Annotated in this window: 19 protein-coding genes; 13 read left to right on the top strand and 6 right to left on the bottom strand. The window is 51.2% G+C overall.

What is annotated here, in order from left to right; translation table 11 throughout:
• Window positions 1-80 precede the first annotated feature (80 nt).
• Together HNQ38_RS09180 and ettA are read right to left on the bottom strand one after the other, a co-directional pair.
• Entirely contained in the window at window positions 81-1,673 is a 1,593-nt protein-coding gene (locus tag HNQ38_RS09180; RefSeq protein WP_183719680.1) for a DUF4139 domain-containing protein, read from the bottom strand.
• 57 nt (window positions 1,674-1,730) lie between these two features.
• Window positions 1,731-3,413 carry an energy-dependent translational throttle protein EttA gene (gene ettA, locus HNQ38_RS09175; RefSeq protein ID WP_183719678.1) on the bottom strand — a complete coding sequence of 561 codons (1,683 nt, stop codon included), beginning with the start codon at window positions 3,411-3,413 and terminating at the stop codon, window positions 1,731-1,733.
• Between the two features lie 269 nt (window positions 3,414-3,682).
• On the opposite strand from ettA, the gene HNQ38_RS09170 reads away from it, so the two are divergent.
• The 6 genes from HNQ38_RS09170 (at window position 3,683) to pgl (ending at window position 9,309) form a co-directional block, all read left to right on the top strand.
• Window positions 3,683-4,636 carry a bile acid:sodium symporter family protein gene (locus HNQ38_RS09170; protein ID WP_183719676.1) on the top strand — a complete coding sequence of 318 codons (954 nt, stop codon included), beginning with the start codon at window positions 3,683-3,685 and terminating at the stop codon, window positions 4,634-4,636.
• The gene (locus tag HNQ38_RS09165) at window positions 4,636-5,865 is read left to right on the top strand and encodes an aromatic amino acid transport family protein (RefSeq protein WP_183719674.1); all 1,230 of its coding nucleotides are present in this window, start codon (window positions 4,636-4,638) and stop codon (window positions 5,863-5,865) included. The genes HNQ38_RS09170 and HNQ38_RS09165 overlap by 1 nt, the downstream gene beginning before the upstream one ends.
• A 14-nt stretch (window positions 5,866-5,879) precedes the next feature.
• Window positions 5,880-6,260, top strand: a complete 381-nt coding sequence (locus HNQ38_RS09160; RefSeq protein WP_183719672.1) for a RidA family protein — start codon at window positions 5,880-5,882, stop codon at window positions 6,258-6,260.
• Window positions 6,261-6,457: 197 nt separating this feature from the next.
• Entirely contained in the window at window positions 6,458-7,207 is a 750-nt protein-coding gene (locus HNQ38_RS09155; RefSeq protein WP_183719670.1) for a class I SAM-dependent methyltransferase, read from the top strand.
• 22 nt (window positions 7,208-7,229) lie between these two features.
• Complete coding sequence (locus HNQ38_RS09150) at window positions 7,230-8,288, top strand: DUF2939 domain-containing protein (protein ID WP_183719668.1); 1,059 nt, start codon at window positions 7,230-7,232, stop codon at window positions 8,286-8,288.
• A 274-nt stretch (window positions 8,289-8,562) separates the two neighbouring features.
• On the top strand, window positions 8,563-9,309 hold the full coding sequence (gene pgl, locus HNQ38_RS09145; protein WP_183719666.1) for a 6-phosphogluconolactonase: 747 nt from the start codon (window positions 8,563-8,565) through the stop codon (window positions 9,307-9,309).
• A gap of 251 nt (window positions 9,310-9,560) precedes the next feature.
• On the opposite strand, the gene gatB is transcribed toward pgl, so the two are convergent.
• Genes gatB through HNQ38_RS09130 form a run of 3 tightly spaced genes read right to left on the bottom strand, consistent with a single transcriptional unit; the run spans window position 9,561 to window position 13,635 of the window.
• Window positions 9,561-10,997 carry an Asp-tRNA(Asn)/Glu-tRNA(Gln) amidotransferase subunit GatB gene (gene gatB / locus HNQ38_RS09140; protein ID WP_183719664.1) on the bottom strand — a complete coding sequence of 479 codons (1,437 nt, stop codon included), beginning with the start codon at window positions 10,995-10,997 and terminating at the stop codon, window positions 9,561-9,563.
• Between the two features lie 29 nt (window positions 10,998-11,026).
• Window positions 11,027-12,766 (bottom strand): ARMT1-like domain-containing protein, encoded by a 1,740-nt coding sequence (locus HNQ38_RS09135; RefSeq protein ID WP_183719662.1) that lies wholly within the window; start codon window positions 12,764-12,766, stop codon window positions 11,027-11,029.
• Window positions 12,763-13,635: an NAD(+)/NADH kinase gene (locus tag HNQ38_RS09130; protein WP_183719660.1), complete on the bottom strand. Its 873-nt coding sequence runs from the start codon at window positions 13,633-13,635 to the stop codon at window positions 12,763-12,765. The genes HNQ38_RS09135 and HNQ38_RS09130 overlap by 4 nt, the downstream gene beginning before the upstream one ends.
• A gap of 121 nt (window positions 13,636-13,756) precedes the next feature.
• Here HNQ38_RS09130 and HNQ38_RS09125 point away from each other — a divergent pair, with 121 nt between their 5' ends.
• The 7 genes from HNQ38_RS09125 (at window position 13,757) to brnQ (ending at window position 22,106) form a co-directional block, all read left to right on the top strand.
• Complete coding sequence (locus HNQ38_RS09125) at window positions 13,757-14,389, top strand: D-sedoheptulose 7-phosphate isomerase (protein WP_183719657.1); 633 nt, start codon at window positions 13,757-13,759, stop codon at window positions 14,387-14,389.
• A gap of 2 nt (window positions 14,390-14,391) precedes the next feature.
• Complete coding sequence (locus HNQ38_RS09120) at window positions 14,392-14,625, top strand: FmdB family zinc ribbon protein (protein WP_183719655.1); 234 nt, start codon at window positions 14,392-14,394, stop codon at window positions 14,623-14,625.
• A 12-nt stretch (window positions 14,626-14,637) separates the two neighbouring features.
• Complete coding sequence (hemC, locus tag HNQ38_RS09115; RefSeq protein WP_183719653.1) at window positions 14,638-15,570, top strand: hydroxymethylbilane synthase; 933 nt, start codon at window positions 14,638-14,640, stop codon at window positions 15,568-15,570.
• 15 nt (window positions 15,571-15,585) lie between these two features.
• Window positions 15,586-18,021, top strand: coding sequence for a Lon protease family protein (locus tag HNQ38_RS09110; RefSeq protein ID WP_183719650.1), 2,436 nt, complete (start codon window positions 15,586-15,588; stop codon window positions 18,019-18,021).
• A 123-nt stretch (window positions 18,022-18,144) separates the two neighbouring features.
• The gene (locus HNQ38_RS09105) at window positions 18,145-18,720 is read left to right on the top strand and encodes a TetR/AcrR family transcriptional regulator (RefSeq protein ID WP_183719648.1); all 576 of its coding nucleotides are present in this window, start codon (window positions 18,145-18,147) and stop codon (window positions 18,718-18,720) included.
• Window positions 18,721-19,081: 361 nt separating this feature from the next.
• Window positions 19,082-20,524 carry a sodium:solute symporter family protein gene (locus tag HNQ38_RS09100; RefSeq protein WP_183719646.1) on the top strand — a complete coding sequence of 481 codons (1,443 nt, stop codon included), beginning with the start codon at window positions 19,082-19,084 and terminating at the stop codon, window positions 20,522-20,524.
• A 277-nt stretch (window positions 20,525-20,801) separates the two neighbouring features.
• A complete protein-coding gene (brnQ, locus tag HNQ38_RS09095; RefSeq protein ID WP_183719644.1) occupies window positions 20,802-22,106 on the top strand; it encodes a branched-chain amino acid transport system II carrier protein in 1,305 nt (434 codons plus the stop codon).
• Window positions 22,107-22,402: 296 nt separating this feature from the next.
• On the opposite strand, the gene pbpC is transcribed toward brnQ, so the two are convergent.
• Window positions 22,403-24,718, bottom strand: coding sequence for a penicillin-binding protein 1C (gene pbpC, locus HNQ38_RS09090; RefSeq protein ID WP_343060150.1), 2,316 nt, complete (start codon window positions 24,716-24,718; stop codon window positions 22,403-22,405).
• Window positions 24,719-24,797 lie beyond the last annotated feature (79 nt).

Below are 24,797 nucleotides of genomic sequence, written 5' to 3'. Positions count from 1 at the left end.
GTAGGGTTGCCCTATGGGTATAAAAGCCGCCCCGTACTGACAGGGCGGCTTTAATGATATTCTTTAAGTACATGATTTTGCTAAGGAATATCACTCAGCATCGGCATTTCTTTGGATGAGGTAATAGTTACGGAGTGCTTAACTTCAGCCTTTCCGTCGCCAGGCACCTCAATATTCCACAACAACATCTGTTCGTCTGTCACGTGTTGCGCGGGCGGCGTATCATTATAGGTAGCTGTCACACCCTGATCGACAATCATCGGCATTGGCCGCTCAAGGCGGACATTAACAGGAGACTTGTGGGTATTGGTCAGCACATACGTCCATGCCCAAGTCCAGGTGCGGCTTTTTTCAATAAAACCGCTTTCGCCGCGCCTTCTGCTGTTAACAATAACATTAACATGTACACGCGGGTCCGGCCCGAAATACAGTGTAGCTTCGCCACCACGCGGCGTGAAGAAGCCCTGGCCAACACCCTGGCCGTCAACACAGAATTCTGCGGAACCATCTGGCCAAGACTGCTCTGAAGGAAGGGTGTATTTGCCCATAAGCCACACGCGGCTATCACCCACCATAGGACGAGTCAACCACTGAAGAGAAGTTTTCCACATGTCCTCAACGATGAGCAAACGGGAGCGTCCTTCAGGCAGACCGCGTACAGCCAGGTTCCAACGGGCAAAAACAGCACTGTTGTCATGCACCACAGGGGGTTCAATAGAAGCAGTATCAGCCTCTGCTGCCATCATCATGACGCGGCCCGAGGCCTTGCGGGCCATGGGGGCAGGCTGTGGCGCAGGTGCGGCCTGAGAATCAACAACCCACTTGTTCAATGGCGAAGGCTCGCGTGGGCCTTCCCCCCTTGAGATAAGTGTAATTTGGGCATTTTGCCAGTCAATGCCCGAAAGTTGCCAGATTTCTGCCATCAGGCGAACAGAGGTTTCATTGCTTTTGCCGTTACCGGTTTTGGCATCAAAAGTATAAACTGGCCGCCAGCCACAATTACGCAGTTGGTAGCTGTAGGTCACCTGCAGACTTTTCGCTGTGACCGGTTTACGCAGAGCAATTGTGACGCGCTGTCCCATTTCAGGACTCAGGGGCATTTGGTCCAGTTGCTGGCGCAGTACTGACAAGTGGCTTTCGAGGTTCGCCTGCTCCACTATCAGTTCAGGAATGGCGCCGCTCTGCCTTTTTTCTCTTTGGGTGAGATCCTGAAAGGTGCTGCTGGTTGGCGGGCTTTGCCAAAGAGCCAGCTGTGCTTTGATTGCGGCCAGTTTGCCGTTAATTTGATTTATTTCTGCAGTCAAGCCTTCGCGAATGGCAGCAAGATGACCTTTGCGCTCAAGGGCTTGCGGGGTAGAAGTCCAGCGAGCGATGACATGCCCCGGCACACTGATTTGTAAGTTTTCAGCTCCGCCAGGCAAGACAAAACTCAAAATTCCCAAGTCATCATTCATGACAACAGGCAAAGTTTCTTCAACCTGTACCTGCCCGCCGGATGGTGAAAGAATTGCGGAAATAGGGCTTGTTGGCGCTGTTGCAACAGTTTTTTCCGCAGCAGCCCATGCGCCATCGGTTGCCATAAGGCCTACTAACAAAACGAGAAACAGAACCTTCACGCAATCGGAAATCTTGCCGATGCGAACGCGGTTCTGTGAAGTTTTCCCTGTACGCATCTGCCCTCCCAAGGACCTGTTCCCCCGCGTCAGTTGCCTGCCGCGGGGGAACGGCGCTTATCGTGTCAGTTTACGGAATTTGAGGCGGTGCGGCGTATCGGCATCCTTGCCGAGCCTTTTTTTACGGTCCTCATCATAGTCCGAATAGTTGCCTTCAATAAAAATTACGTTGGCATCGTCTTCAAAAGCCATGATGTGCGTGGCTACCCTGTCCAGGAACCAACGGTCATGGCTGATAACCAGTACGCAGCCAGCAAAGTTGTCCAGTGCGTCCTCAAGAGCGCGCATGGTGTTGACGTCTATATCGTTGGTAGGTTCGTCAAGCAGCAACACGTTGGCCCCTGATTTAAGCATGCGAGCCAAATGAAGCCGATTACGTTCACCACCAGAAAGCACATCGGCTTTTTTCTGCTGGTCTGCTCCGTGAAAATTGAAGCGGGTGCAGTAAGCACGCGCATTGACTTCACGGTTGCCAAGTTTGATTGTTTCTGCCCCATCACTGATGAGTTCATATACCGTTTTGCCCGGTGTAAGGGATTCACGTCCCTGATCAACATGAGCAAATTGTACGGTTTCTCCGATTTTCAGCGTGCCGGAATCAGGCTGTTCCTGCCCAACCAGCATTTTGAAAAGAGTCGTTTTACCAGCACCGTTGGGGCCAACAATACCAACAATGGCTCCAGGCGGAATAATCCCGCTTGCTCCATCCATCAGCATGCGGTCACCCACAGCCTTACTGAGACCGTCAATTTCAATAACACTTTTGCCCAGGCGCTGTCCCGGCGGAATATAAATTTCCAGGTCCGGGGCCCGCTTTTCACTCTCGTGAGAAAGCATGGCCTCATACGCATTGAGGCGCGCCTTGCCTTTGGCATGACGCCCCTTGGGGGACATACGAACCCATTCGAGTTCGCGTTGCAGTGTCTTCTGCCGTTCGGCTTCACTTTTTTCTTCGTGAGCCAGCCGCTTCTGCTTTTGCTCAAGCCAGGAAGAGTAATTGCCCTTCCAGGGTATGCCCCGGCCACGATCGAGCTCAAGAATCCACCCCGCCACATTGTCGAGGAAGTAGCGGTCATGCGTAACTGCGATGACGGTACCCGGGAACGTGGACAGGTAGCGCTCAAGCCATGCCACGGATTCGGCATCCAGGTGGTTGGTAGGTTCGTCAAGCAGCAGAATGTCAGGATCCTGAAGCAGGAGGCGGCACAGGGCTACCCGTCGGCGTTCACCACCGGAAATCTGCGGAACAGGCATGTCGCCAGGAGGGCAACGCAACGCATCCATCGCCATCTCAAGCCGGGAATCAAGATCCCAGATGTTCTTGGCGTCCATGAGTTCCTGTACTTCAGCCTGCCGCGTGATAAGCGCGTCCATTTCCTCTGGTTCCATAGGTTCAGAGAATTTGGCATTGATTTCTTCAAACTGGCGGGCAATGGCAGTAAGCTCACTGACCCCGTCTTCAACAACTTCACGCACAGTACGTGTTTCGTTGGCAAGTGGTTCCTGTTCAAGATAGCCAATGGTGTGGCCGGGTGCCAGGACGGTTTTGCCTTCAAATGATTGATCCACACCAGCCAGAATTCTCAACAGGCTGGATTTACCTGCGCCGTTTAATCCAAGCACGCCAATTTTGGCCCCATAGAAATAGGAGAGGGAAATGTCTTTCAGCACTTCCTTCTGGCCGTGGCGCTTGGTCACACGGATCATTGAATAAATAATCTTGTCCGGTTCGTTGCTCATGATGCTCCTCAAAATTTGGTGACGTTTTCGCCTCGTGCAAAGTGCGGTGCGAAAACGCGCGCCAAATGGGCGCGCTCCTAAAGTTCTAGACTACCTGCTTGGGAAAGCTTTTTCAAGTGACGTTCATGCCGACAGGCAGCTGAGGCATATTGCCAGTTTTCTCCAACCCACTATTCTCAGTAACTTTTTATCTCGCCTATTGCCAAGCCAACGTCACTCTGCCAGTATGCCCTACATAATCTTGTAACGCCTCAGGCGGAGGAATTGTCTTGCTGCGCCTTGCAATTAAAATCAGCGCCGCTATCACACGCTATATGGGCATAGTGGTTATTGCCTGTTCGGTTCTGGCTCTCTGGAAGCCAGAGCTTTTTTTGTGGGTGGCCCCATATATCACAATTTTGTTGGGCCTCATCATGTTCGGTATGGGCATGACCCTGCGCGTGGGTGATTTCAGCCATGTGTTGGCCAACCCTGCGCGTATTTTACTGGGAATAGCTGCCCAGTTTGTCATTATGAGTTTGCTGGCCTTTGTCCTCTGCCATATTTGCGCCTTGCCGCCTGACATAGCTATGGGACTTATCCTTGTTGGCGCTGCGCCAGGAGGCACAGCGGCAAATGTTCTGGCTTACATTGCCAAGGGTAATGTGCCGTATGCCGTAACCCTTACTTCTGTGGGAACCTTTCTTTCGCTTTTTCTCATGCCCTTGTTTACCTGGCTTCTTGGCGGCGTGTGGATTCCGGTGGATGTTTGGGGCTTGATGTTTTCCATCAGTAAAATTGTTGTCGTTCCCGTCTTGTTGGGCCTTGTGGCACACCGCTTTTTTAGCGGTTTTACCAAAAACGCCCTGCCCTTTCTTCCCCTGCTTTCGGCTCTGACCATCACGCTTGTTGTGGCGGGCATTCTGGCGATCAACGCTGGAAATATCCTGAAGGCCGGACTCGATATTCTGGTGGCTGTTGTGTGCCTCAATATTTCAGGGCTGGGGCTTGGCAGCCTTCTTGCCCGTTTCATGCGCTTTGACACAAGTACAGCGCGTGCCTTTTGTCTTTCAGTAGGAACCAAAAATTCTGGTCTTGCCACCGCGCTGGCCCTGGCGCACTTTTCTCCGTCAGCAGCCATTGCAGGTGCTCTTTACAGCGTCTGGCAAAATATTTCTGGTGCGCTGCTTTCCAATTTTTTTCATACCCGCCAGCAAAAATCCCCCCCAACCAAGGATAGATAATGAATTTTCGTCTCCCCCCTGTACTTGGCGGCACGACCCTTGTGGCCGGAACCGCCATTGGCGCTGGTATGCTGGCTTTACCTATGGCTTCGGCAGGAATGTGGTTTTACTGGTCCACTGCACTTATGCTTGTGTCGTGGTTTGTCATGCTGCGCTCAAGCCAGGCCTTGCTGGAAGTGAGTCTGCACTTTGAACCTGGGCACAGCTTCCACACGATGGTGCGCGACTTACTTGGTCCAAAGTGGAGTTTCGCCAACGGCTGCGCTGTAACCTTTGTGCTTTACACTCTTATCTACGCCTATGTCAGCGGTGGCGGCTCAATCATTGAACAAAGCATAACTTCAATAACCGGAAATGCGCCGCCAAGGCTGCTCGCCAGTCTTGTTTTTGCGCTGCTGCTTACAACTTTTATCTGGTGGAGTTCAAAGGCAGTGGACAGGTTTTCCATTCTGCTTGTTGGCGGCATGGTTATAACCTACCTCTTTTCCATCAGCGGTATGGCAACTCACCTCCGTATTGACACCCTGATGGATAGCAATGGCAACGGCGGGGAAATGATCTTCCTGTGGGGAGCAGTATCAACCTACCTGACGTCATTCTGCTTTCACGCATCGGTGCCCAGTCTGGTCAAATATATGGGCAAGGAGCCGCGCACAATTAACGCAAGCTTGCGCTATGGAACAGTTGTGGCCCTTGTTTGTTATATGTCGTGGTTAACGGTAGCCGATGGCAATATTTCCCGTGAAGATTTCAAAGCTGTCATTGCGGCTGGCGGCAATGTTGGCGACCTTATGGCCGCTACAGGCAATAACCTTGGCAGTTTTCTCATCCTGCGCATGCTGGAAAGCTTTTCTTTGCTGGCAGTAGCAACGTCCTTTCTTGGAGCAGGGCTTGGTCTTTTTGACTATATAGCCGACCTGTGCAAATTTGATGACACCAATTGGGGCCGAACCAAAACACTGCTGGTCACTTTTGCCCCGCCCATTTTGGGCGGCATTATCTGGCCAGACGGCTTTTTGCCTGCTATTGGCTGGGCCGGTTTGGCTTCAGCATTTTGGGCTGTCATTATACCCGCGCTGCTGTTAGCAGCAGCGCGTAACCAGTTTGGAAAAACTGGTTATGTGACGCCGGGGGGCCGTCTTACCATCCCCATGCTGTTGTTTTATGGTTGCTTTGTGGCCATCTGTCATACACTTTTTGTTTTCAATCTTTTACCCATGTACCACTGATAGAGGAGCGAAACATGAACAAGCAAGTCGTTAGCACGGATAAAGCCCCTGCCGCTGTTGGCCCCTACAGCCAGGCTATCAAAACAGGAAACCTCATGTTTCTTTCCGGTCAGGTGCCTATTGATCCGGCCACAGGCAAACTGGTTGAAGGCGACGCTGCAACCCAGGCCGCCCAAAGCTGCAAAAATGTTCTGGCTATTCTTGAGTCCCAAGGACTTACAGCCGAGAATCTGGTGAAGGTCACTGTCTTTATTACTGACATTAGCACGTTCGGCTCTGTAAACGAAGTATACAAGCAGTATTTCACAGCGCCTTGCCCTGCGCGGTCCTGCGTTGAGGTGAGCGCGCTTCCCTTGGGCGCCAAAATAGAAATTGAAGCCATTGCAGCTTGCTAAAGCAGGGTAACAATCAAGAAGAGGCGGGGTATGCCATTTCAGCCCCGCCTCTTTTTCTGTCTTGCCGTATGCAAAAAGCGCCTTATTGTGCTTTACATACGCCCAATTTTGATGTGACAGTTTTTCCTTGCCATTTTGGCTGCTTTGCAAAATAGTGGTGTAAGAAATAGCTGGCGGCCATAAAAAAGGCAGACTATATGAAATGGTTGAATTGGAACATTAAAAGGGATTCAGCCCTCAGCAAGCAGCAAAATTTGTTGCAGCAGTGTTTGGCTGTATGGCCGCGCAGAGGAAAAACACTGCTGGAAATCAACTGCAGTCAAGGGATGTTTTCTCCTTTACTGTGGGAATGCGGTTTCGATTTGACCGTCACGGAATTACGCCCTGAACTACGGTCGCAGGTTGCCGCCCTTATGGGTGGGCGGGCCGAGATATTGGCCGCCTCCGAAGATTACCTGCCTTTTGATGATAATTTTTTCGACAGCGTGGTATTGCACCTTGCCGCTACGGACAAAAAAGGAATTGACGCTGCGGTGCGAGAAGCCTTGCGCGTTGCCTCGAGTGGTCTTGCGGTTACTTTTTGGAACAGTGCTTCTTTAGCCTACGCCCTGCACCGCATCCAGGGAAGCAAGGGAAGCAGAAGTTCCTGGCCAGGTCCGGTGCATAATTGGTGGCAAGTCTGGCGAGTGCTTAAGAACACAAAAATTGGGCGACTTTGTGGAACAAGCACGCTTGCAGGTCCTCGAAGTTTTTGGGATGGTATCTGCCCATTAAGTTGTTGCACTCGCGTGTTGCGCTTGCCCTTTGGGGCTTGGGGCGTCATACGCCTTGATTTGGAATCGGCACGTCCGGTCACTCCTATGCCTCTTAAAATCAAGAGGCCACGCTTGAGCAGCCCACAACCGGCAATGGAGTGCGGTTCAAAAAACTCTTTGAATTCTTCATAGAAGTTCTTGCCACAGGTACATCATGAACCTCCCTTTTCTTTCTACGGTCGTAGCTTTTGCAAAAAAACATACGCTTGTGCTGGCAGCGGCTGTTCTTGTTATTATTGTCGTTGTTATGGGGGTCAGCGGTTGGCGCTATTTTCAGTACCGCCAGTCGAGCCAGTATACCTATGAGACTTTACGCGACGCCTTGAAAACAGGTGATGCTGAAAGTATTGCCGAGCTTGTCGATTTCAATACGTTTTCAGCTAATTTGAGCAAGAACTTGATGCAGAGTTACCCTTTTCTCAAAGCGGGCCCAGATCAAGAACGGCAATTGCGCGATATGATACAGACATCTTTGCTCAAACAGGTTCGTACCAAGCAGGAGCCCGCAAAAGAAGAACATGATCTGAAAACACGGCTAAGAACCCCCCTGTACGCTTTACCGCAAGATTTCATTGCTCAGATTGTCAACACCCTCAGCTTGCAAACTTCCAGCGAAGGTACTGCCCTTCTGACAGCCAAGGTGCATCATCCTCTTCTTGATAAAAATTTCCTGCTTATTTTCCGGATGGATACAACTCCTGAAGGATGGCGTGTGCGCTATTTGGTAAATAGCCCTGAACTGGTACGCCAGTTCCGCGAAGCGCAAGAGGAGCGCATGCGTGCGCAACGTCAAATGATTTTGGATAAAAACATACTGACAGAGCGGCGCATCAAGGATCTTTTTCCCCTTCAATCCTGCTCGGCCAGTGCAGGGCTCATTTCAGATGATACTACCTTGCTTTTGGTAACGCGTGTTCTGGCTCGCAATATTGGCACAGTTAGTGTGAATAATATGAACCTGTTTGCTGAATTCAGCACTGCTTCAGGGGCTGTTTTACTGTCCCGTAATCTTAATGCGGTTCAACCAACACACCCTGGTGAAGACTTTGAACACAGCTGGACAATTGAGCTTGATGGCAACAGCGATCTCGGAAAGCGTGTTTTGAGTGGACAACCTTTGCAATGCAAGGCTTCTTGGAAAACACTTGGGCTCAACAGTGGCGAGGTGCTGCATATATCAGAAGCTCCAGCCCCAATTGAAGAATTTCAATAGTCGTGGCACCCAATTGACACAAATATGACTTTTCTCTCCCCTGCTTCTATGGCATAGTAAAAATCGTTGTTCCGGCCACATAGAACCCAAAATTTATGGTAAGAATCGGCGCGACTACTGCCGAATCTGTTCAAGAATATAGGCATATTGCTGTATAGCAGTGCTACTGATTTTTTTTTGACGTCACGACTATTGTTTAGCAGGCAAGTTTTAGCAGGACGGTCTTGGCCCCGCGCCTGACCGTTTCCATCGTCAACATCTAAGGAGCCGTCACATGTCGGGCCTCAGCCGATCCATTCATCTTACGGTGCATATTCATAAAGATCCTGCGGCTATGGCGGAACGTGCCGCGCATATTCTTGCTGCCGCCTGTGAAGAAGCTGTTGCTGACAGAGGCGTTTTTCGTATCTCCCTTTCCGGTGGTCAAACTCCCATTCCTCTTTTTCGCCTTTTGGCGGGCGACGACTGGGCTGACAGGTTGCCTTGGGACAAGATGAGCATCTTTTGGGTTGACGAGCGTTGCGTGGGCCCTGAGCACGCTGACAGCAACTACGGTCTGGCGCGTAAAGAATTGCTTGGGCATGTTCCCGCTACCCATTTCTATCGCATGCGTGGAGAAGAAGACCCTGTTGAAGCAGCCGTCAAATATGAAAAACAGCTGCGAACAGAATTCGACCTTGGCCCGCAAGATATGCCCCGTTTTGACTTTGTGCTGCTTGGCATGGGCGAAGATGGTCATACTGGCTCCATCTTTCCTAACTCGCCTGCTCTGGCAGAGAAAAAACGCCTTGTTATTGATCAGTATGTACCGGAACGAAAGGCCGACCGCCTGACTTTAACCCTTCCTGTCATCAATAACGCGCGTTGCTGCATGTTTCTTGTCACTGGTGCGGAAAAGCATACCGTTCTTTCACGCGCTCTTGACCTTCTTGCTCCTCCAACCTTGCCTGCGCAAATGGTGCGTCCAGGTTTCGGCGATCTGGTGTGGGTTGTAGATGAGGCAGCAGCAACTGGCGTGTAGCTGGAGCCGATTCGTTTTGCAATTGACGGCGCATTCAAAGTTGTTTTTTAGCTGAAAGCCTGGTTTTCGTCTAAATCCGTGCAGCCTTGCGACAGACGGTTCGTTTTGATTGCTCCTGAATATTTTCAATGTTGGAATGCTCCAGGAATCAAACTTTCAGATGACAAAGGCCCCCTGCTTTCGCGGGGGGCCTTTGTCATCTGATTTGTAAGGTCAGCGAAACTCTTCGCTGCTTATAAATTCTGCAGGTACTATTGCAGTTTTTTTGCCAGCAGTTCGTTTACGAGAGCGGGGTTGGCCTTGCCCTTGGTAACGCGCATAATCTGGCCCACAAAGAAACTTATGAGTTTGGTTTTACCGCCCTTGTATGCTTCAACTTCTGCAGGGTTGGCGGCGATGACTTCGTCGACAGCTTTTTCAATTGCTGACGTGTCGGAAATCTGAACCATGCCCTTTTCTTTTACATAGGCTTCAGGCATGGCCCCGGTTTCAAAAATATCGCTAAAGATGTCATTGGCAATCTTTGCGCTAATCAGCCCCTGGTCAACAATTCGTACCAATTCTGCCAAAGCTTCTGGCCGCATGTTCCATTGGGCAGGATTTGCGGCGCTGACGCCCCGAAGGTTACATTCGCGCAACAGGGGGCCAAGTACGAGGTTGGCTGTTTTGCGTGCATCTGAAAGCTTTGCAGCTGCTTCAAAAAAGTCGGCCAGCCCTTGGCTCTGAACTAAAATTTCAATCTCAGCTTCGGGCAGACCTGTCATCTGCATAAAACGGGCAGCTCTGCTTTTGGGCAGCTCAGGCAGTTCTTCCTTCCATTTGACCATTTCTTCATCAGAAATTTCAATGGGCAAAATATCCGGATCAGGGAAATAGCGGTAATCGTGCGCTTCTTCTTTGCTACGCATAGAGGCAGTGGTGTTTTTTACGGCATCATAAAGGCGCGTTTCCTGTATGACCTTATCGCCGTCGTCCAGTACATCCTGCTGCCGACCAATTTCATATTCGATGGCCCGCTGTACATTGCGGAATGAATTGAGATTTTTCAATTCTGTGCGTGTGCCGAAAGCTTCTGTGCCCACAGGCCGCAAAGATACGTTCGCGTCACAGCGGAAGCTGCCTTCTTCCATATTCCCGTCACATACGCCAAGGTAGGTCACAATAGCGTAAAGAGCTTTAAGATACGCCACAGCTTCAGCTGCGGAGCGCATATCTGGCTCAGAAACAATTTCCACCAAGGGGGTGCCAGCCCTGTTCAAATCAACATAGCTGACGTTTTCACCCTGGGCATGAATGTTCTTGCCAGCATCATTTTCCATATGAATTCTGGTAATACCCACCCGCTTGACGACGCTATCTGTCTCAATATCCAGATGGCCATACTCACAAATGGGCAGTTCAAACTGGGAAATTTGGTAGCCAGCTGGAAGATCAGGGTAAAAATAATTCTTGCGCGCAAAAATGGAGCGAGAATTTATGGTGCAGTCGGTGGCAAGCCCCACTAGCGTCGCGAAATGGATGGCCTGCTTATTGGGTACTGGCAATGCGCCAGGCATACCTGAGCAAACTTCGCAAACATTGGAGTTCGGCGGTTGACCAAACGTGGTAGGACAAGAACAAAACAATTTGGAGGCCGTGGCCAGTTGCACATGCACTTCCAGGCCGATAACGGCTTCATAGGCGGCCATAACTCAACTACTCCCTTAAGTAATCAGCTCTAGTGAGGAATGCTTGCATCAAAATATTTGCCCACGCCGTATTCTCCCCTGCGGAAGAAAAGTCTGGCTTCAGGGCCAATGATCTGCATTTCGCGGTTTTTGTTCTGCACATCAAGAGCGATGTGCATTTCCTTGGTGCAGCCGGTAGAATACGTCGAGTCTTTACCAGACCACTGCGGCGGTACTTTGCGCCCAAGAAGAGCGAAGCTTTCCTCAATATCTTCAAATGTTTGAAAGCGCCACACATCAATGAGACCGCTACGTTGCACGCGCTCCCACATGTACATGAGATCGTCCCCGTCCATGCCATCAATAAAGTGCTCAGCGGGGTTGATTATCAGTATATTATCCATTTTTTTGCGCAAATTGTCTACAAAAGCGTGTACCAGATTGATTGCCGTAGAAGTTTCACCCGGAATACTGCCAATAACGCAGCTGTAAAACATGATGGTACGGCCTTGGCTTTTCGCTTCGCGCATGCCGGCAATAATGCTCTCTGCTTGCGCGGCAATGGCATCTTCGCTAAATTTTTTAACTTCTGGCGCGTGCTTGCGCAGTTTGATATGAAAACCATTGCTATCACGCCAGTAACAAATGACATCGCGGGTGAATTCCTGGCTGGTGCCAAGCAAAACATCAGCAGCACGCCAGCCTTTGCCAAGAATGACGTCTGCCTCTTTCCACGCGCGAGAAAATGTCACAGAAACCCGGTATAAATTTAGCCTTTCACGAGTGCCGTCACCAATCACCACAAGACGGTGCTCTCTCAAATGCCGCAACAGGTCATTCTTACTCAGCTTATCTTGACGCAGAACAATGCCGCCGCGCAGCCAAGGTTTGAGAGCTGGGTCGGTCTCCACGTCTTCCAGTGTCGGCGCATAGAAATAAAAGCCAGTTTTAACGGCAAAAATAACTCTGTGTCCCATGCGAATGAGGCTCTGCACCATCACCAGATCAAAAAGAGTGCCCCCATCAGCATCACAAAGAAAAAGTATCGTGCCTGACCGTCCGGCGCTGGCTTCAAAGTATAGGCGCAAATCTTCGCAGGCCGTGTAGGCTTCATCCATTGCGCTGCGAATTTCTTCGCTGGAAGGCTTTTTTTCAAGCCAGTCTCGCGACATGGCTGAAAGACAAAGCAGGCGGGTAACTTCAACATAGTCCATGCTGCGCCGCGCTTTGGATATGCCTGTGGGCATCGGTCCCTTGGGCATGGCCTCAAGGTTTTCATAAACTTCCGGCATCGACAGCACTTCTTGCTGTAGCGCTGTGGATGTTCGCCGCCGGTCTTCCCAGGGGTCGTCCAGCATATTCCCTTGCGCCAATACAAGGCCTGTCATTCTTTTAACAAGGCGTGACGGAATAAGGGTGTGCTGCGCTATATACTGTGAAAAACGGTAGCGGCAGAATTGCAGGATACGCCTGCGCGTGGCTTTGTCCGGCACAAAGGAACGCACCAAACGCATGATGATGCGCCAGGATCTGTTGTACTGATTGCGCAATTCCACAGAAGGATTTTGGGCGCATAGCATGGAAAATGTGGCGTCCGAACAAGGCAGATATATTTGATCGGGGCCAAGATGCACCATAAAAGACATTTGCTCTGGACTGACAATAAGGTCAGGATTCATTCTGTAAGCCAGATTGTTGTCCATAAGCATGCTGTACAGCCATGCATCAAACCGGACATTCTCTCCCAGACGAATATCCCGAACTTTTACGGGAGCAAGCCCTTTATTCATAGGTTTTCTCCCGTATTGTTTCCGGTTGAACCCTGCAAAACAAAGCCTCTGGTGCGTAGGCGTTCAAAAAAGGAAGTTCCCTCTCCCATAAATTGCACGGCAGAAGGCAAACCGGAAACATACAGAATGTCGCCCATTTCAAGCTTTTGCCCTTCCTGACCGTCCACAGTCAGGTAACAATCTGTGGAGCCACGCAAAATCTGTAGTTGAATATCTGTTTTACCTGGAAAAACCATTGGAGAAATCGTATTAAGGAAGGGGCATACAGGCGTAAAACCGATGGCATCCATCAAAGGGTAAAGAAGCGCGCCGCCCGCAGAAACATTATAACCTGAACTGCCAATCGGCGTGCACAGGATGATACCGTCACTGCGCAAAGATCCCATGCGCTGCCCGTCAGCCCAAATATCAAGACAAACCAGCCGTGACAGGGCTCCCCGGCTTACGACAACGTCGTTAATGGCCGCTCCCTCGGCAAGCATTGCGCCAGATCGTAAAACAGACCAGCGCAAGGCCATACAGGACCGTATGGGTTCCTGCCCCTTCAGGCATTCTTCAATCTTTTCATGCCAGTCTTCAGGCTGGGCGTCGGTTAGAAAGCCCACGCGCCCAAAGTTGACACCCAGCACGGGTACGTTGCGTCCCACAAGACGGCGGGCAACGCCAAGCATGGTGCCGTCACCGCCAAGCACCACAACAAAATCAAGATCAGATGCAGAATATAAGGATGAGGGCAAACCTGCCTCAACCAAATCAGCTGTATGTCCCTGCCCTGTCAGCCAAGCACGGATTTCTTCGCCAAGTTGCGCGGCACGTTCGTGACGGGCTTTGCAGACCAAGAGGATGTGGCGTTTGTGTTGATTTTGCATAAGTCAACAATTTACGTTATCAAGGCTCTTACCGCAAGCCCGCCGACCTCGCTTGTCAGGGCTGCCGCTTTGTCATATGAACAGTAACTTCCAAGTCACAACCCCATAGGCCGTTATACTCATGAATGACAGCGCACTTGACATTGTAGCCGCGCATGCGCGTGACGGCGCCCGGCTGCGAGAAATTTTCTTTGCGGACCAGGCCATTAACTTGCGTGACACAGCCTTGCAGCTTGCAACCAGTTTGGCGCAAGGTGGAAAAATTTTGCTCTGTGGCAATGGCGGCAGCGCAGCGGATGCCCAACATCTGGCTGCAGAATTTGTTAACCGATTTTTGGTTGATAGACCCGCCCTGCCAGCCATAGCGCTTACAACTGACACTTCTGCGCTCACTTCAATCGGCAATGATCTGGATTTTAAACAGATTTTTTCTCGTCAGGTTGAAGCGCTGGGCCGCAAAGGGGACGTTTTGATAGGCATATCCACTTCTGGCAACAGCCCCAATGTCGTGGCTGCTCTGGAAGCGGCGCGCAACGCAGACATGCTTACCCTTGGTTTTACAGGCCGCGGTGGCGGAAAGATGGCTTCCTTGTGCCATATGCTGCTGGATGTGCCCAGTACAAGTACACCTTTGATTCAGGAACTTCATATTACAGCTGGTCATCTTCTTTGCCAGCTCACGGATTATTATCTTTTTGAAAATGTGGCGGCACTGACGCCCTATCTGCACGCGGATACAGTAAACGAGGATTAATCATGCCCATCTATGAGTACTGTTGCGAAAAATGCGACCAGAAATTTGAAGAATTGGTTTATGGCGATGCGGCCCCGGCTTGCCCGCATTGCGGATCACACGCAACGCACAAGCTCATGTCTTGCTGCGCCCATCGTGGCGGCGGTGCTCATGGCGATGATTATGCGCCTTCCTCTGGCGGTGGTGGCGGTTGCGCCGGTTGCTCCGGTGGAAATTGCGCAAGTTGCGGGCATTAGGCGAGGATCAGCATGCGCAAAACAATCACCATTGCCACGCGTGGCAGCCGTCTCGCCCTCTGGCAGGCCGAGCACATCAAGAGTTGCCTTCAGGACATTGCGCCTGGAGTTGAAATTCGTCTTAATGTTATTAAAACCAAGGGCGACATTATTCTTGATGTGCCTTTGGCCAAGGTTGGAGGCAAGGGGCTCTTTGTCAAAGAAATAGAAGAAGCCCTGCTTAACGGTGAGGCCGATCTGGCCGTCCACAGCATGAAGGACGTGCCGATGGAGCTGCCGCAAGGCCTTCTTTTAGGCTGCGTTCCGCCGCGCGAAGACCCCACGGATTGCCTGCTTTCATGCAAGTTCGATTCTCTGGACGCCTTGCCGCAAAATGCGTGTGTTGGTACCAGCAGCCTACGCCGTCAAGCACAATTGCTCGCACAGCGGCCTGATCTGCAGATCGAAAGCCTCAGAGGCAACGTTGATACTCGTTTGCGCAAGTTACAGGACGGCGTGTACGATGCCATTGTTTTGGCCTCTGCCGGCTTGAACCGCTTGGGATTGAGCGCTCCCTATATGCATTCTCTTGCCCCACAGAGTTTTCTTCCTGCCGTTGGACAGGGAGCCTTGGGTATTGAATGCCGTGAAGACGATCACGATCTTTTCACGCTGCTCGCTCAATTGGAGGACACTTCTACCAGAGTGTGCGTAGAGGCCGAGAGAGGGTTTCTGGCTGGTCTTGAGGGCGGTTGCCAAGTGCCCATTGCTGGTCATGCGCGCCTGGTGGATGATGAAACGCTCTGCCTTGAGGGCTTGGTGGCCGAAGTGGACGGAACCCGTATTCTTAAAGCTGAAAAACGGGGGCACACTTCACAGGCGCGCCAGTGGGGCTTTGAACTTGCTGAAGAAATACTCAATCAGGGTGGCCGTTCCATCCTTGAAAAACTTTACCGACAGTCATAGGTATACCAGATAGATATGTCTAAAATCTCATCGTTACCCGGTTCAAGATTGCACGCTACGCTGGACCCGGCCCGTCTTCCCTGGGATGACAGCCGGGGTATTCCTGTCCAACGCAATGGACGCAGGACTCCTTTCCAGCCCCGCGCCATGCAGGCACTGGATATTGCCCTGCAAATCAAAGCTCGTGGCTACCATGTCTATCTTTCCGGCGAAACGGATCTCGGGCGCACGCATATGTTGCTCAATTACCTGCGCCCGCAGGCACGCAAAGCGCCTACACCGCCTGATATTATTTATGTGCATAATTTTTCAGACCCTGATCGGCCACTTCTTTTTGCTTTGCCCGCAGGGCTTGGCAAAAAGTTCAAGCAGAGCTTTAAAGAAATGCTTGATGGCATTGTAAAAGAGTTGCCTCGCCGCTTTGAAGCCAATGCGTATATGAAACGCCGGGCCAAGCTGGTGGACAAGTTTCAGACCGCGCGTATGGGCCTTTTACGCAAAATGAACTCCGTAGCCGTAGACAAGGGCTTTAACCTTGATATGGACGAAAACGGCGGACTTACCCTCTATCCCCTTGTTGAGGGAAAGCGCCTGAATGAAGAAGAGTTCGACAATCTTGACAGTACAATCCGTCTGAAACTCAAAAGCCGTGGCGACAATCTGGTACAGTCCATGGCTGGTTTCATGCGTCAATTGAACAAGGCTGAAGAAAATTTTCAGGATGATGAGCGTGGTCTTGAGCGCGAGGCAATGGGACAAGTGCTGGACGCCCTGCTCTCGCCCGTTGAACAAAAGACGCTCAAAGCCTGCTCCAACGAAGGCCTGGCAGGGTATTTCGAAGCCCTTCGCGAAGACATGCTGAAAAATACTGATGCATTTCTTCAAAGGGAAGGCGTACCTCTTTCACAGGGCGGCGAAGGGCATGGCGGCCCAGGCGCAGACAGCGTGCTCTACCGCTATGCTATCAACCTGCTGGTTGATAACAGCAAGCAGGAAGGCGCTCCCATCATTGTGGATGACCATCCTACAGCAGTAAACTTGCTGGGTTGCATTGAGCGCGAATCTGAAATGGGCGCGCTGGTGACCGATTTTACACTTATTCGCGCGGGAAGCCTGCATAAAGCCAATGGCGGCTTTCTTGTGCTGCATGTTGAAGATCTTTTGCAGCACCCAACCGCTTGGGAAGGTCTGTTACGAGCGTTACGCTCAAACCAGGCGCGCATTGAAGATGCAGGGGAAGCGCCAGATACAGCCATCCGCACCAAGGGGTTAACCCCCGACCCCCTGCCTTTGGATCTGAAGGTTGTTCTGGTTGGCGGTGAAGAGCTTTACGAAGGCCTGCTTGTCAATGACGACCGTTTTTCCAAGCTTTTCCGCATCAAAGCCCATATGGCTGATGAAACTGAGCGTAATTCTGCGAATATTCGCCATTACATAAGCCATATAGCCCACATCATTCACGGCTGTGAGCTTCCTCCTTTTGACCGTACGGCTCTGGCCTGGCTTGTGGATCTTGGGTCCCACCTGTGCGAAGACCAACGGCGTCTTTCGCTCAAGTTTCCCTTGCTGCGCGAGTTGATGATTGAGGCTTCTGCGTTGGCCAATATGCGTGGGGAAGAAATAATCAAGGCTCCCATTCTTGAAGAAGCTTACACTGCGCGAACGTACCGGGCCAATCTTGTAGAAGAAATATTTATGGAAGAATATGACCGCGAAATGATCAAGGTTCGAACCTCAGGTTCGGCCATTGGTCAGGTCAACGGGCTTTCGGTTACGTGGCACGGAGATTTCGAATTTGGGCTGCCTCACTGCATTTCATGCACTGTTGGCGTGGGGCATGAGGGCATCATTGACCTTGAACGTGAGGCCGAGTTGGGTGGTCCCATCCACACCAAGGCCATGATGATTCTCAAGAGCTATCTGACCGATCTTTTTGCGCGTAAAAAACCCCTCGTCCTTTCTGGTTCGCTGTACTTTGAACAAAGTTATGCAGGAATTGAGGGCGACTCCGCATCAGGCGCCGAGCTTGTAACCCTGCTTTCGGCTCTGGCCGAAGTTCCGGTTCGCCTTGATCTTGCCTTTACGGGGGCTGTCAGCCATGCCGGGCAAATCATGGCTGTGGGCGGTGTTACCCGTAAAATTGAAGGTTTTTATAAGGTTTGCGCAAGGCACGGGCTTACTGGTACGCAGGGGGTAATCATACCGCACGACAACGTGGATCACCTCATGCTCTCCCCTGAAGTCCTCAAGGCTGTTGAGAATAAACAGTTCAGCATCTATGCTGTGCGCCGGATAGAAGAGGCGCTGCTGCTGCTCACCGGCCTTGCCGCCGGACGTCGCCTGAAAAAAGGCGGTTTCACGCGAGGCAGCCTGTACGACCTTGTGGATAGAAGACTGGAGCAGTTGGGCGATTACGCGCAAAATGCTTTCAGGCGCAGCAAGCGCAGCTAAGTCTTGCGGTCGGGATTTCCCTGTTCCCCGCCTTGTATTGACTTTGCGGAAATTTACATATAATCTCATAGAATATCTTGTAAATTGTTGAATGATCATCCAACCTGTGCCCGCGAAACTATGATGAACAAAAGCAAAAAAGAATCATTGCTCCAGGCGGCTAAGGACTTGTTTGGCGAATGTGGTTATGTAGAAACAACGTTTAAAAAGATTTCTGACAGGGCTGGAGTTGCTCTTGGCCTGTTAACCCACCATTACGGCAACAAGGAAAAGCTTTTTTTGGCCTGTGGGCTCGATGTACTGGAGCATTTTCTTCAAAGACTGCGTCAGGCCACTGCTGAGGCTGATTCAGGCTTTGATGGAGTCATGCGCTTTTGCAAAGCCTATCTTGATTTTTCTATTGACAAGGATTCCAGCTGGTTGGTGCTTGTGCGCTGTTCACCCTACAGCGACATGAAAACAAAAACCGATCGCGACATTATGGATTCGATGTTTTCGCAGGTGCATCAAGAGCTGGAAAGGGTCATTGCGCGCGGCATTGAGGATGGCAGTCTTGTGACTGTGGACAGCAGGTCTACAGCCCAGGTTATCATCTCATTGATGGTAGGCGCTAATCGTACCCGCGTACTTACCCCCTACGCAATGCCCACTCTGTACAAAGATGTGCTGGATTTCGTAGCCAGATCCATAAAGGCTTAGAAATTTTTACTGCCATCTTACGCTGCGAGTCTTTATTGACAGCGCAGTGGAGAAAATGTAAATTTTTGCTATGAAACTACTAAGAGCCATCCGCGATGTTCGATATTATTTTACCGGAGTCATACGCTGACCCCAGGATCGCGGATTTATGGCCATTGTGCTTATAAGGCAACATAGCCGCCGACCAAAGGGGTCGGCGGCTTTTTTTTGATTGTGCGCTTTTATCCGCCGGAGGGCTCATGGACCTGATTTCAACGTTACAGTTGATGGATTCAGCAGTGCTCATTGCAATGGCATTATTGGTCGGCTCCTTTTTTATGGCGCTCATCAACCTGGTGCGCCAGGCTCAAAGGGGTTAGACATGGGCGACGCTCTTATCTGGCTTGGATACATAGCGGCTTTCATCTGGCTGGCACGCAAAGGGCAAGGGCATGATGCCATGGCAACGGGCCGTGTGGGTTTTGTCATTCAGGCTTTAGCCTATGTGGCAACCTACATTTCCGCCGTGGCCCTGGTGGGCTTCGGCGGACTTTCATATCTGTATGGCATGCAGATGTTGCTGGTGGCTGCTGGCAACGTATGGTTGGGAACATGGTTCGTCTACCGGTATCTGGCCTGGCCTACCAGGGTATGCCAACGTAATCTCCAAGCCCGCACGCCTACACAGCTTCTTGCCAAGGGGCATAAAAGCCCTCTGCTTGGCAAAGCTCTCGCGCTGATTTTCGCCATTTTTCTCGGTGTATACGCTTCGGCGGTTATTAAGGGCGCAGCCCTCATGCTTGCCCAGATATTGCCAATCCCTGTTTGGGCATTAGTCTGGATTGCTGCCGTGGTGGTAGGGGTGGTGGTCTTTATTGGCGGTCTGCGCGGAGTCCTTTACACCGAAGCAATGCAGGGCGTTGTTATGCTCATTGGCATTGTTTTGCTCATCTGGGCCGTGCTGGACAAGGTTGGCGGACCACTGGAAGGTATTGCACAGCTTGCGCAGCTTGCTCCCACGCCACGGGCCAACGAAGGTTTTCTTGCCCTCTCAATGGGTGAGCAAGGCTGGTTTATTATTTCCCTTGTGATGGTCACATCTGTGGCCGTTTGGTCGCAGCCCCAAATGATGCAGCGGCACTTTGCGCTCAATTCTACACGTCAAATCAACCGCATCACCCCGTTGGCCATGCTTGTGCTGACTGTGCTTGTTGGCGGAACCTATTTTGTGGCGGCTCTTTCTCGTCTGATTTTGCCGGAAATTGCTTCTGCTGACGATGTTGTGCCCCACTTGGTGAAAATGCTTCTGCCTGATGTTGGCCTTCAGGTTTTCGTTTTGGCCATTGTTTCTGCCTCGCTGTCAACAGCCACTGCCCTCTATCACATTGCGGTATCAGCCATTGCCGAAGACCTGCCTGGCAAGCCCGCCACCAGATTTTCCTGGTTTTTGGGTATTGTTTTTTGTGTTCTGGTTTCTGGCGGTAGTGCTCAGATCAAGGGGCAGCTCATCGCCCTTTTGTGCACCACCAGCTGGAGTATTGTCGGGGCAACCGTGCTCATCAGCTATGTGGCGTTGGTACGTTTTGGCAAACGCAGTTCTTTGGCCGCGTGGTTGAGCTGTGGTCTTGGTTTTACTTCGTGCCTGCTGTGGTACCTGTTGGCCAACAAGGCAATTTCGCCTACCCCTGTTTTCGGAATGCAGGCGGCGCTTGTTCCGCCCTTTTTTGTGGGGTTGGCATGCTCTCTGGTAGGCTGGTTCGTGGGCTGGGCTTTTGACCACGAAGGGCGCAAAGCTTCAACCTTTTGGCCTGCGCCTAACGCCTAACCACATCACTCCAAGTACAGAAAAAGCGCACAGCGCCCGCAGAGCCTTATATGGCAGGCTGCGGGCGCTTTTTTACGGCACTAGTCGAAAATATTTCGGACGCATGTTTTATCAAATGAACACTGGCATGCTGAAACGACTTCTGCTATCTCTGATTCGGCATTTCCCCGTTAATTGCGTTGCCCCGAAGACCGCCCCCTGACCACGCGTGGCCTGCGCCCATGATTGCGCTTGCCAGCGTGCGCACCACATAGACAACAGCCTGTGAGTATAAGCAATGAAGACCTCTCTTGTCCGCGATTCCATAATTGTTGGTGCAGCTTTGTTTTCAATGCTTTTCGGCGCGGGAAATGTGGTTTTTCCCCCGTATATCGGGTTGACGGCAGGTCCAGAATGGTTTTTGGGGTTCCTCTGCTACTACATAGCTGATGTAGGTTTGGCCCTGTTGGCCATTTATGCCATGTTGGCTTCTTCCTGTATTGACAGGAAGGAAGGCATCATGCATCGCCTTGGAAACACCGCAGCGATGCTTATGATGTGCGCCATCATTCTTTGCATTGGCCCGTTGCTTGCTATTCCTCGCACTGGGGCAACAGCCTTTGCCATTTCTTTTTCACCCTTGGGATATTCTTCCAAAGGAATCAGTGCGGTAAAAATTATCTACTCACTGGCTTTTTTTGGAATATCTACCGTACTGGCGTTAAAAGAATCCAATATGGTAGATGTCATTGCCCGCTACCTCTCCCCTATCAAGGTCGGTGGTTTTTTACTGATAGTGGCTGCTGCCCTTTACATGCCTATCGGCCCGATCAGTGACATAGTGCGCGATGATAACGTGGCGTGGCACAGCATCCTTTCCGGGTATCAGACCCTTGATGTTATGGCTGCGCTGGTTTACGGCCTGATTATTGTGACTGCCCTGAAAAACAAGGGCTATGAAACAAATAGCCAGAAAGCACTTTCAGTGGGTATTGCCAGCCTGGTTGCAGGCGCCCTGCTGTTTATTATCTATTTGGGTTTGTGCTACCTGGGAGCCACTGGTTCTACTTATTACCCCGTAGATATGGAAAAAGGCGCCTTGGTCACCAATTTGGTGGGCAGGCTCTTCGGCAGTGCAAGCACAGTGTTGCTGGCCATTATCGTGACGGTTTCATGCATGGCTACTTCCGTGGCGCTTATTGGAACAACTGGGACGTTCATTTCCCAGTTTAGTAAAGGACGGCTTAGCTACAAGGCTGTTGCTATTGGTACGGGGCTTTTCAGCATGATCGTCTCCAATTTTGGCCTTGATAATATTATCGCTTTTGCAGCACCAATCCTTACATTTTTGTATCCCGGCACCCTTGTTGTCATTATACTTTCACTTTTTGACAAACACATCACCAATGACAATATTTTCAGGTTTGCCACGGCAGGCGCTCTGCTTGCCAGCGCCCTCAGCGTGCTAGATGAATGGGGAATCTCCCTGAACATCACATCACATCTGCCCTTCAATTCTGCCGGACTTGGCTGGATTGTGCCGGCCTGCATTTTTGGGGTAATCGGCTATTTTGTGCGCTCGTCCAGGCAGCCTTCTGTTTGATAAGGCAACGTGGCAGCATTTTTTCATTGTTAATTTGAGAAGATGCAGCAAATTTGGGCATAGGTAGAGCATTGATTATGAAATGTTCCAGTGGCTGCGTGAGCAACCGTCCGCCTTATGGGCGTGCGCCATTGACGCAGAGTCTTATGGGGCAGCCTGAATCGTTGACGAAACCGTCTTACAGCGCAGGATTGCTTCGCTATAGAAGAACAGCACGTAATTTTTGCGGGTCTACGCGCCGAATTAGCGTGTCTTAGATTTGAAATGTACGTTCTCAACGTACTATTCTGTTCTAGCTACTGTGCGGCTCGTACGCGCAGGCGCTTCTGGGCCGCACGCCCGGCATCATCCACCACACGAACTTCGGCATCACCTGGCACTGCCTTCCACAAAATGATCTCACCGGGAGCCCTGCTGCCAAGGTAACTCCCATTGACGAACCAGTGCAGGTTTTTCACTCCAGCTTCCGCATGGGCAATAAATGCCACACTTTCGTTTCCTTTATTGCTCAAACTCAGTCTGTAGACCAAGCCATCCTTGGGCTGAACAATGTGTGGAGGACTTCCTGCCACAATATCCTTGCGTTCGCATTCTGGCATAAACGGCGGCGGCTCTGGTTTGGGCATACCTGCCCGAGCAAACATTTGCGCGAGCTCCGTAGGCCAAAATTCCCATGACTGTATTTCAGTCCGGCCTTCCTGCGGCATACAGGCCCGCAGTCCGGTTGCTTTATCTACAAGTATGGACCGGAACACTCCTGATGGCGCAAGAGGCGAAACTCCGGGTATGAACCAAGTTTTTGCCGTATCTGCGCAAAGTGAGGTATCCAGATCACCCGTTGCTGCACAAACTTCAATATTTTCCAGATTCAAGCCGTGATTTGGTTTGGCAAAATAGTCTTGCATTGGTTCAGAGGCGGCCAATTCGCGCGCTATTTGAGAAAACAGGGGCACTGCCGAAATTGCCCCCACTAAAAGTGGATTTGGCTTGTTGTCAAAATTTCCCAGCCAGACCACAAGCGCATACGGGCCTACAATGCCTGCGGCCCAGGCATCACGAAAGCCATTGGATGTGCCTGTCTTGAGGCGGAGCGGGAGCACTGTGCCCCCTTGCGAGCGTATCTGATGATCTGGGTCGCCGTCTTCCAGCATTGAAAGTGTGACAAAAGCGGCTTCCGGCGACAGCAAGGGCAAAGCCGTATCCTCGCGGCCTGTAGCATGCAAAACTCGCAGTGGCCGCCACACGCCCTTGTTGGCCAGCATGGCATAAAGGCCCGCAAGTTCCCGCATGGTTACTTCCGCCCCGCCGAGCACAAGGCTAAGCCCGTAGTGGTTTTCATCAGATAAAAACTCTACACCGGCGTTTCGCAAAAACCCGTAAAAATTAGGATTTTTTAACCGTGCAGCCAAGGCGATGGCTGGCACGTTGCGGCTTGTCCTCAGGGCATCAGCCGCACCAATAGGGCCGCGAAAACTGCCATCGTAGTTTTCAGGATCATAGCCGGAAAAGCTGCGCGGTGTGTCGGCAAGAAGTGTTAGTGGGTGGATCAGCCCTTGATCCAGAGCTAAAGCATAAATAAAAGGTTTGAGCGTCGAACCAGGTGAACGCCGAGCGCGTGTGCCGTCCATTTGTCCCATAATGTCATTGCTGAAAAAATCTGCAGAACCGACAAGTGCGCGTACTTCCATACTGGGCCAATGCACCAACAGCGCCGCGCCGTTAGTGAGTCCATACGAATGCTGTCTGGCAGTAAACAGGCGCAAATGGCGTTCAATTTTCTTCTGGCTAGCAGGGTCAATAGTTGTGCGCAGTTGGTTGTCGCCTTGTTGCTGCAAAAGTTCTGTGCTCAGGTGCGGGACGGCAAAAGGCAGATCACTTGCGCCAAATACTCGTAGCGGTGCGTGTTCTTTGCGGCCGTGCCAAGAAGATTCCAGCCTGAACAGAGCAGCTGTAAAGTTCGCATTATCCTGCGCTGGGCGTCGCTGAACAGGGTTTTGCGGCACCAGCATGAGAGCCATGCTTTCGCCGGGCGTTAACTCCCCAGGAGCTTTATGAAAATACACGATGGACGCCGCGCCAAGCCCTTCTACGTTGCCGCCATACGGGGCTAGATTAAAATAAGCCTCAAGAATTTCTTCCTTACTGAAATTCCATTCCAGTTGAACTGCCAACAGTATTTGGCGCAGCTTGGCTCCGATTTTTCCGGTTTCCAATCCATATGTGAGTCGAGCCACCTGCATCGTTATGGTAGACCCGCCCATGAGGCGTTTTCCTGTGAGAAGACCAAAGGCCGCGCGTGCAAGCGCCAGAGCATTAACCCCTGGATGTTGCCAATAATAGCGATCCTCATAGCGCAGCACGGCATCTACTGCCGCAGGGGGAATATCAGCAAGCCGGGTGTACACACGATACTTTTGATCTTTAGACAGGCTCAGGCGCATAAGGCCGCCCTTGCTGTCACGTATGACGCGCGAAAAGCTGATATCATCCAAAGGATGGCGGCAAGGCGTTAATTGCGGCCAGAGCATAAAAACAACGAATACCATAACAGGCAGTAGCAGCAGCCACCAGTTACTACGGCGGGATACAGAACAAGAGACGCGCTTTAACACGGCCTTGCATGTTCCAAGAGCGTTGTATTCAACCTGTTTTTGGTCTATCGCTGTTTTTTTTGCCATAAAAGAAGGTAAT

The sequence above is a fragment of the Desulfovibrio intestinalis genome (genome assembly GCF_014202345.1).
Taxonomy (GTDB): Bacteria; Desulfobacterota; Desulfovibrionia; order Desulfovibrionales; family Desulfovibrionaceae; genus Desulfovibrio; species Desulfovibrio intestinalis.
Note: the sequence above shows the minus strand (reverse complement) of the source record. Positions and strands in the feature narration are given on the sequence as shown.

Excerpts from the sequence above, each read along its gene's own strand:
- HNQ38_RS09180 (WP_183719680.1), bottom strand. The coding sequence starts at position 1,673 with ATGCGTACAGGGAAAACTTCACAGAACCGCGTTCGCATCGGCAAGATT.
- ettA (WP_183719678.1), bottom strand. The coding sequence starts at position 3,413 with ATGAGCAACGAACCGGACAAGATTATTTATTCAATGATCCGTGTGACC.
- HNQ38_RS09165 (WP_183719674.1), top strand. The coding sequence starts at position 4,636 with ATGAATTTTCGTCTCCCCCCTGTACTTGGCGGCACGACCCTTGTGGCC.
- HNQ38_RS09160 (WP_183719672.1), top strand. The coding sequence starts at position 5,880 with ATGAACAAGCAAGTCGTTAGCACGGATAAAGCCCCTGCCGCTGTTGGC.
- HNQ38_RS09155 (WP_183719670.1), top strand. The coding sequence starts at position 6,458 with ATGAAATGGTTGAATTGGAACATTAAAAGGGATTCAGCCCTCAGCAAG.
- HNQ38_RS09150 (WP_183719668.1), top strand. The coding sequence starts at position 7,230 with ATGAACCTCCCTTTTCTTTCTACGGTCGTAGCTTTTGCAAAAAAACAT.
- pgl (WP_183719666.1), top strand. The coding sequence starts at position 8,563 with ATGTCGGGCCTCAGCCGATCCATTCATCTTACGGTGCATATTCATAAA.
- gatB (WP_183719664.1), bottom strand. The coding sequence starts at position 10,997 with ATGGCCGCCTATGAAGCCGTTATCGGCCTGGAAGTGCATGTGCAACTG.
- HNQ38_RS09135 (WP_183719662.1), bottom strand. The coding sequence starts at position 12,766 with ATGAATAAAGGGCTTGCTCCCGTAAAAGTTCGGGATATTCGTCTGGGA.
- HNQ38_RS09130 (WP_183719660.1), bottom strand. The coding sequence starts at position 13,635 with ATGCAAAATCAACACAAACGCCACATCCTCTTGGTCTGCAAAGCCCGT.
- HNQ38_RS09125 (WP_183719657.1), top strand. The coding sequence starts at position 13,757 with ATGAATGACAGCGCACTTGACATTGTAGCCGCGCATGCGCGTGACGGC.
- HNQ38_RS09120 (WP_183719655.1), top strand. The coding sequence starts at position 14,392 with ATGCCCATCTATGAGTACTGTTGCGAAAAATGCGACCAGAAATTTGAA.
- hemC (WP_183719653.1), top strand. The coding sequence starts at position 14,638 with ATGCGCAAAACAATCACCATTGCCACGCGTGGCAGCCGTCTCGCCCTC.
- HNQ38_RS09110 (WP_183719650.1), top strand. The coding sequence starts at position 15,586 with ATGTCTAAAATCTCATCGTTACCCGGTTCAAGATTGCACGCTACGCTG.
- HNQ38_RS09105 (WP_183719648.1), top strand. The coding sequence starts at position 18,145 with ATGAACAAAAGCAAAAAAGAATCATTGCTCCAGGCGGCTAAGGACTTG.
- HNQ38_RS09100 (WP_183719646.1), top strand. The coding sequence starts at position 19,082 with ATGGGCGACGCTCTTATCTGGCTTGGATACATAGCGGCTTTCATCTGG.
- brnQ (WP_183719644.1), top strand. The coding sequence starts at position 20,802 with ATGAAGACCTCTCTTGTCCGCGATTCCATAATTGTTGGTGCAGCTTTG.